Genomic DNA, 7,608 nt, shown 5'->3' with positions numbered 1-7,608 from the left:
ACGGGCGAGGAAATCGGCGCGTTCGAGATAACGCGAGACCCAGTAGAGATTGTCTGCGGTGCGGGAAAGCATGAGTTTTCGCAATCCTTATGTTTTTTCTCGTCAACAGCGACTTGTAGCGGTCGATGAATCCCTCGCGTGGGCTCCGATAGGGCGTCTTCAGACGCCCGTCTATCGACGGGCTATGGTCGCATTCGCTCCTAACCAGGTCTCACAGGCTGTGCCTGTCAGACCTGTATTATTCGGAAGCATCTGTTTCTAGAACCCAGGTGTCCTTGGTGCCGCCGCCCTGGCTTGAGTTGACCACCAGCGAGCCTTCCTTCAGCGCCACCCGCGTCAGCCCGCCGGGCACGACGCGTATCCCGTCGGAGCCCGACAACACGAAGGGGCGCAGGTCGACATGGCGCGGCGCGACGCCGCCGGTGAAGGAAGTGGGGCAGGTGGACAGCGATAAAGTCGGCTGGGCGATGAAATTATCCGGGCTGGCGATAAGCTTTTGCCGGAAAGTCTCGATCTCCTGCTTGCTGGCGTGCGGCCCGACCAGCATGCCATAGCCGCCGGAACCGTTGACCTCCTTGACCACCAGTTCGGGCAGGTGGTCGAGCACATAGGAGAGCGCCTCCTGCTCGCGGCACCGCCAGGTGGCGACGTTTTTCAGCAAGGGATCTTGGCCGAGATAGAAGCGGATGATCTCCGGCATATAGGTATAGATCGCCTTGTCGTCCGCGACGCCGGCGCCGACGGCGTTGGCCAGCGTCACATTGCCCGAGAGGTAGGCGCCCATCAGGCCGCCGGCGCCAAGCGCCGAATCCGGGCGAAACACCAGCGGATCGATGAAATCGTCGTCGACGCGGCGATAGATCACGTCCACCCGTTTCGGACCCTCGGTGGTGCGCATGTAGACGACATCGTCCTTGACGATCAGGTCGCGACCCTCGACCAGTTCGACGCCCAGCTTGTCGGCCAGGAAGGAATGTTCGTAATAGGCGGAATTATACTGGCCCGGCGTGAGCACGACGATATTGGGCTCGCCCGGGCAGGCGCGCGGCGCCACCGAACGCAGCGAGGCGAGCAGGGCGTCGGGATAGTTCTCCACTGGCAGGACGGAATGTTCGGCGAAGAGATCGGGCGCCAGCCGGATCATCATCTCGCGGTTTTCCAGCATGTAGGAGACGCCGGAGGGGGTGCGGACATTGTCTTCGAGCACATAGAAGTCGTGGTCGTCCACCCGCACGATGTCGATGCCGGAAATATGCGTCCAGATGTTGTGGGGCACGGGACGCCCCTGCATTTCCGGGCGGTAGCAGGGATTTCGGAACACCAGGTCCTGCGGGATGACGCCGGCGCGGAGGATTTCCTGCGCGCCATAGACGTCGGTGAGGAACAGGTTCAGCGCCTTGACGCGCTGGATCAGGCCGGCTTCGAGACGCCGCCACTCGTCGCGGCCGAGCAGGCGGGGGATGATGTCGAAGGGGATCAGCCGTTCAGCCGCGTCCTTGTCGCCATAGACGGCGAAAGTGATGCCGATGCGGCGAAACAGCATCTCGGCCTGCTGGCGGCGGGAATCGAGCAGTCCGGGCGGCGATTTCTCCAGCCACTCGGCGATCCGGCGGTAGAGCGCGCGCGGTGCTCCGGCGCCATGGGTCATTTCATCGAAACAGGGCAGCGTCATCGGCCTGATTGCCTTTTTTGCATCCACTTCATCCGCCTTTTGCTCTTGGCGTGTCGAACGCGGCGAGATTCGCATCTTTTCAGCATGAATCGCTTTTTGCATCCCCGCCTTGACCTAACTTAAATGCCGCGTGGAATGAATTGACAGCCTAAACATTATGCTGATCCGGCGATCTTTGCCCTATTGGTGACAATCCCGTTACAGCTGCAAAAAAAAGAGGCAGTTCGCCAAAAACCCTCTTTGCGCCGATGCATTTGCTTAAGCGGCCGCGTGGGCCTAAAAGTCCCGCCAGTCTGGCGAATTCGCCAAAAATGGTCGAACAAATGCGCAAACTGGTATTTCTCTCGGTTTTCCTGGTTCTTGCCGCTCTCGTCGGCGGCATGGCCTGGTTTCAGTTCATGGCCAAGCCGGAAATGGCCCGCGCCTTCATGTCCTCCATGCCGCGTCCGGTCGTCGGCGTCGCGGTGGAGGAAGCGCGCAGCGAAGTCTGGACGCCGCGCATCAGCGCCATCGGCACTTTCAAGGCGGTTCCCGGCATCGACGTCTCCGGTCAGGTGGCCGGCATTGTCGCCGAGATCGACTTCGCCAACGGCCAGGATGTCGCCAAGGGCGCGATGCTGGTAAAAATCGACGATTCCACCGAACAGGCCGAACTTCGATCCAACGCCGCCATGCTGAAAAACGCCGAGGCGGCTTTCCAGCGCCAGCAGATGCTTACCGCCGGCGGCATCGCGTCAAAGTCCAATTTCGACTTGGCCAATGCGGTGCGCGACCAGGCTGCGGGCGCGCTCGACCGCACCCGCGCGCTGATCGGCCAGAAAAACATCGTCGCCCCCTTCGCCGGTCGGCTCGGCATCCGCAAGGTTGACGTCGGCCAATATGTAGCCGCCGGCGCGCCGATGGTGTCGCTGCAGCAGCTTGATCCGATCTATATCGACTTCCAGACGCCGGAACAGGATTACGCGACCCTGTCGATGGGCGGAAAGGTGTCGGCCAAGGTCGACGCGCTTGCAGGCGGCGTCTTTACGGGAAAGATCAGCAATTTTGACGCCCGCGTCGATCGCGACACCCGTTCCGTCCTGGTGCGCGCGGAAATCCCCAATCCTGACAAGAAGATCATGCCCGGCATGTTCGCAAACGTGACCATCGACGCCGGCGCGCCCACGAAAATCGTCACCGCCCCGCGCACAGCCATCGCCTTTTCGCTTTATGGCGACTCGGTCTTCGTGGTGCGTCCTGACGACGCGGAAAAAGGTTTCAACGGCCCGCTGCATGTCGAGCGCCGCAATGTGCGCGTCGGCGAGACGCGCGAGGATCGCATCGTCATCAAGGAGGGCGTCGCGGAAGGCGACAAGATCGTGGCGCAAGGACAGATCAAGCTCCAGCCCAACGCTCCCGTGCGGATCGAGACCGATATGGCGATGAAGCCGCAAGCTGTCAGGCCGATGCAATAGCGCCCGCGAAGCGGGCTAGGAGCGAATGCGACGCCTCGCTTATGCGAGGGATTAACTGATCGCGACTTTTGTCGCGATCAAGACGCAGAAAGAAAAAATGGGCGCGTTTACCGATCTCTTCATCCGCCGGCCGGTTCTGGCGATGGTGGTCAGCCTGCTGATCCTGCTGGTCGGCGCGCAGGCCGGTTTCAACATGCAGATCCGGCAATACCCGGCCCTGTCCTCGGCGACCATCACCGTCACCACCAATTATCCCGGCGCCAACGCCGACGTGATCAAGGGTTTCATCACCACGCCGCTGGAGCAGGCCGTGGCCAGCGCCGAGGGCGTCGACACGCTGGTGTCGACTTCGCAGCAGAACGCCTCGACCATCACCCTCAACCTTCGCCTCAACGCCAATGCCGACCGGGCGATGACCGACGTTCTCGCCAAGGTCAACCAGGTCAAATATCAACTGCCGCGCGACGCCATGGACCCGGTGGTGGCCAAACAGGCGGGGCAGGGCACGGCGCTGCTCTATATGTCGTTCAATTCCGACGTGTTGTCGCCGGCGCAGATCACCGATTACATCAATCGCGTGGTGCAGCCGCGGCTGCAGACCATCGACGGCGTCGCCAGCGCGCAAATTATCGGCGGCCAGAACTTCGCCATGCGCGTCTGGCTCGATCCCGACCGGATGGCGGCCCGAGGCGTCACCGCCGCCGACATCCGCAACGCGCTTCTCGCCAATAATTTCACTTCCGCCGCCGGCCAGGTGAAGGACGACTTCACCCAGACCAGCATCAACGCCCTGACCTCGCTCGACAACGCCCAGGCCTTCTCGCATCTGGTGATTTTCAGCCGCGGCGACGCTTTGGTGCGGCTCGGCGACGTCGCCCATGTCGAACTGGGACCGGAAAGCGTCGATTCCTCGGCGGTGTTCGATGGGCTGAAGGCGGTGTTCATCGGCGTCTACGCCACGCCGACCGCCAATCCGCTGACGGTCATTTCCGATGTGCGCAAGGCCTTTCCCGAGATCGAGGCGAGCCTGCCCGCCGGCGTCAAGGGCTCCATCGCCTATGACGCCACCGAATTCATCCGCGCCTCGATCGACGAGGTCGCCAAGACTTTGCTCGAGGCGGCGGCCATCGTCATCGTCGTGATCTTCCTGTTTCTCGGCGACCTGCGCTCGACGCTCATTCCCATCGTCACCATTCCGCTGTCGCTGATCGGCGTCATGCCCTTCCTGATGTGGATGGGCTATTCGATCAATCTGCTGACGCTGCTGGCCTTCGTGCTCGCCATCGGCCTGGTGGTGGACGACGCCATCGTGGTGGTCGAAAACATCTATCGCCATATCGAACATGGTTTGACGCCGAAGGAGGCGGCGCTGAAAGGCGCGCGCGAAATCGCGCTGCCGGTGGTTGGCATGACCATCACCCTGGCGGCGGTCTATGCGCCGATCGGCTTCGTCTCCGGGATCACCGGCGCCTTGTTCAAGGAATTTGCGTTCACGCTCGCAGGCGCGGTGGTGGTGTCGGGTTTCATCGCCCTCACTTTGTCGCCGATGATGTGCTCCAAGCTCCTGCGCATGCACGTCCGCCCCAAGGGTTCTGCCGAGGAGGGGGCGATGTCGGCCAATGGGCGCCGCGATTTCGCGACCCGTCTCGATGAGATCTTTGAGGGCCTGCGCCGTCGTTACGAGCGTTTGCTGCACGCGACGATGAATTTCCGCGCTCTGACTGTGCTGATCCTCGTCGGCGTGCTGGCGCTGACGGCGATCATGTATGTCTCGACGCCGCGCGAACTGGCGCCGGAGGAGGATCAAGGCATCCTCCTGACCCTGGTCAAGACGCCGCAATCTGCCAATCTCGATTATCTCGAACAGGTGACGTCGCGGCTGCAGACGGATGTCTTCAACCAGGTCGATGAAAAAAGCCACGTCTTCATGATCAACGGCTCGGCGGGCGTCAACCAGGGCATGGCGGGCCTGCTCCTGAAAAACTGGGGCGATCGCAAGCGCAGCCAGAGCCAGATCATGCAGAGCCTGCAACCGCTGCTGGCCAGGGAGACCGGCGGCCAGATCTTCGCCTTTTCGCTTCCGGCGCTGCCCGGCTCGACTGGCGGTCCACCGGTGCAGTTCGTCATCCGCACGGCGGGCGATTACCGCACGCTTTCCGGCGTTCTGGAGCAGTTGCAGGCGGAAGCGCGCAAAAGCGGGCTGTTCCTGTTCACCGACGGCGATCTCAAATTCGACACGCCGCAGCTGGAAGTGAAGATCGACGCCGCCAAGGCCAATAATCTTGGCGTCACCATGCAGGACATCGGCGCGACGCTGGCGACCTTTCTCGGCGGCAATTATGTCAACCGCTTCAATCTGAATGGGCGCTCGTATCAGGTCATTCCGCAGGCGCCGCGCGATTTCCGCCTCACCGAGGACTGGCTGACGCGCTATCAAGTGCGCACCGCCAGCGGCGCGCTGGCCCCGCTGTCGACGGTCGCCAGCGTCACCGCCAACGTTCAGCCCAATGCCCTGACCTCGTTCCAGCAGATGAATTCCGCGACCCTTTCCGGCGTGCCTTTCCCCGGCCATACGCTCGGCGAGGCGCTGACCTTCCTGCAGAACAAGTCCGCGGAGCTGTTTCCCGAGGGCTACAGCTATGATTTCCAGGGCGAGAGCCGGCAGTTCAAGCAGGAGGGCAATACGCTCGCCCTGTCTTTCGTGTTCTCGCTGATCGTCATCTATCTGGTGCTGGCGGCGCAGTTCGAAAGTTTCCGCGATCCCTTCATCATCCTGATCGCCTTGCCGACCTCGATGTTCGGCGCGCTGCTGCCCCTGAACATCATGGGCGTTTTCGGCGCGGCCTCGATCAACATCTACACCCAGATCGGCCTGATGACGCTGATCGGGCTGATTTCCAAACACGGCATTCTCATGGTCGATTTCGCCAATCACATGCAGCGCGACGAAAAACTGTCGCCGCGCGAGGCGATCGAACATGCGGCGGGGGTGCGGTTGCGGCCGATCCTGATGACCACGGCGGCGATGGTGGTCGGCATGCTGCCGCTGATCGTCGCGGCGGGCGCCGGCGCGCGCAGCCGCGCGGCCATAGGCATCGTCATCGCGGCGGGAATGAGCGTCGGCACATTGTTCACGCTGTTCGTCACCCCGGCGATCTATTCGCTGGTGGCGCGCGACCATCGCGACGAGGAGGAAAAGGCTGTGGAGCAAAAGAAAAGCGCCCGCCCTCGTGGGCCGGCGCCTTCGATCGTCCAGGCTCACGCCGAAACGGATGCGACAGTCGGCTGACGCAAGCCACGGGCGACGAGCCGCCATGTCCCTGCTGTTGTGGCGTTTCGCGGCGAAGCCGAGCCCGGCGAAACCGAGGCTCAGAGCGTACCTATTCGGTTAACGCAGACACCAACTATATGGACTTAGCGGAGAGCGAGGTCGAGACCGCCTGATCGAACGCTTTCGGGCTCGAAGGCGACCTTCGCTGACCGCTGCGAAGGGCGGGAACAGTGGTCACTGCCCCGCACGTTGAGACGCTCGGTCGATTGATCGCCGACGCAAAAAAAGAGGAAGCTACCTCATGAAGTCGGGCATCTTATTCGTCAGCGTTTTTTGTCTGGCCCTTGCCCTCTCCGCTTGCGGGGGACCGAGCGCGTCCTATCGCTACAAGCTGACGGTTAGCCTCAACACGCCGGATGGAGTGAAAACCGGTTCGAACGTTGTACAAGTGGACTATAACAAGGTGTCGTTTCCTATGTCGGGGGAGGCACATGCTGTTTACGGCCAGGCGCTCTATCTCGACACCGGCGGCAAACCGCTGGTCGTTCTGTTGTCGCGCGCCACCTTTAGCGGCCCGAATCATTGGATGGCGGTTGACCCCGTCGCGGTGATCGCCCGCCTTTGCCTCGGCCAGGAATACGGGGTCTTCAGTTTCATCGAATCAGTGAAACAGTTCGGGCGTTGCCATGCGGCCTATCCGCTTGAATTCGACGACATGCCCGACATGGTGACTTTCGAGGACCCGAAGGATCCAAACACAGGGCGCCCTGTAGATCCTCGCAATCCCGCAGGAGCGCTTGGCCCCGGCGTCTCCGTTCGGTCCATCACGATCCAGGTCACCGACGAGCCGATCACCAAAGAGGTCGACGAACATTTACCTTGGGTACGTAACTGGTGGGGTCGCATCGACTTTGACGTCACTAAGGATCCTCACAACTTCGCCGGTCATTTTGATTTCGTAAACGAGGGAGAATCATGATGTTAACCAATTTGAATGACGTTCTTTTAGCAATATTGCGGTCCGACTGAGTTCGGCGAACGACCGCTCGGGCTCAAAACCTGCCGAAGCCGCTATGACGGCTTCCCGCCGATCTCTGCCGTTGCAACTAGCGCACAGGCCCCTCTATAGGTAGTGGGTATGTGCGTTAACCGGATTGGCGCGGTTCAGAGGCCAAGTTCACTATGGGAGCCGAAACGCACGAGTTCGAGTG

5 protein-coding genes are annotated in these 7,608 nt (G+C 61.6%); 3 read left to right on the top strand and 2 right to left on the bottom strand.

Going from position 1 to position 7,608, the window contains the following annotated elements:
• On the bottom strand, positions 1 to 72 hold a 72-nt coding region (locus ACLP2E_RS22080), incomplete at its 3' end, for an alpha-E domain-containing protein (RefSeq protein WP_442467137.1).
• A 166-nt stretch (positions 73 to 238) separates the two neighbouring features.
• Positions 239 to 1,648, bottom strand: coding sequence for a circularly permuted type 2 ATP-grasp protein (locus ACLP2E_RS22075; RefSeq protein ID WP_442462086.1), 1,410 nt, complete (start codon positions 1,646 to 1,648; stop codon positions 239 to 241).
• A gap of 335 nt (positions 1,649 to 1,983) precedes the next feature.
• Here ACLP2E_RS22075 and ACLP2E_RS22070 point away from each other — a divergent pair, with 335 nt between their 5' ends.
• The 3 genes from ACLP2E_RS22070 (at position 1,984) to ACLP2E_RS22060 (ending at position 7,376) form a co-directional block, all read left to right on the top strand.
• Entirely contained in the window at positions 1,984 to 3,126 is a 1,143-nt protein-coding gene (locus ACLP2E_RS22070; RefSeq protein WP_442462067.1) for an efflux RND transporter periplasmic adaptor subunit, read from the top strand.
• 97 nt (positions 3,127 to 3,223) lie between these two features.
• Positions 3,224 to 6,415, top strand: coding sequence for an efflux RND transporter permease subunit (locus ACLP2E_RS22065; protein ID WP_442467136.1), 3,192 nt, complete (start codon positions 3,224 to 3,226; stop codon positions 6,413 to 6,415).
• A 283-nt stretch (positions 6,416 to 6,698) separates the two neighbouring features.
• Positions 6,699 to 7,376 carry a hypothetical protein gene (locus ACLP2E_RS22060; protein WP_442464240.1) on the top strand — a complete coding sequence of 226 codons (678 nt, stop codon included), beginning with the start codon at positions 6,699 to 6,701 and terminating at the stop codon, positions 7,374 to 7,376.
• Positions 7,377 to 7,608: the final 232 nt, after the last annotated feature.

The organism is Rhodoblastus sp., from assembly GCF_052145335.1.
Taxonomy (GTDB): domain Bacteria; phylum Pseudomonadota; class Alphaproteobacteria; order Rhizobiales; family Beijerinckiaceae; genus Rhodoblastus.
The sequence above is the reverse complement of the archived record's forward strand: the minus strand, read 5'-3'. Positions and strand labels throughout refer to the sequence as shown.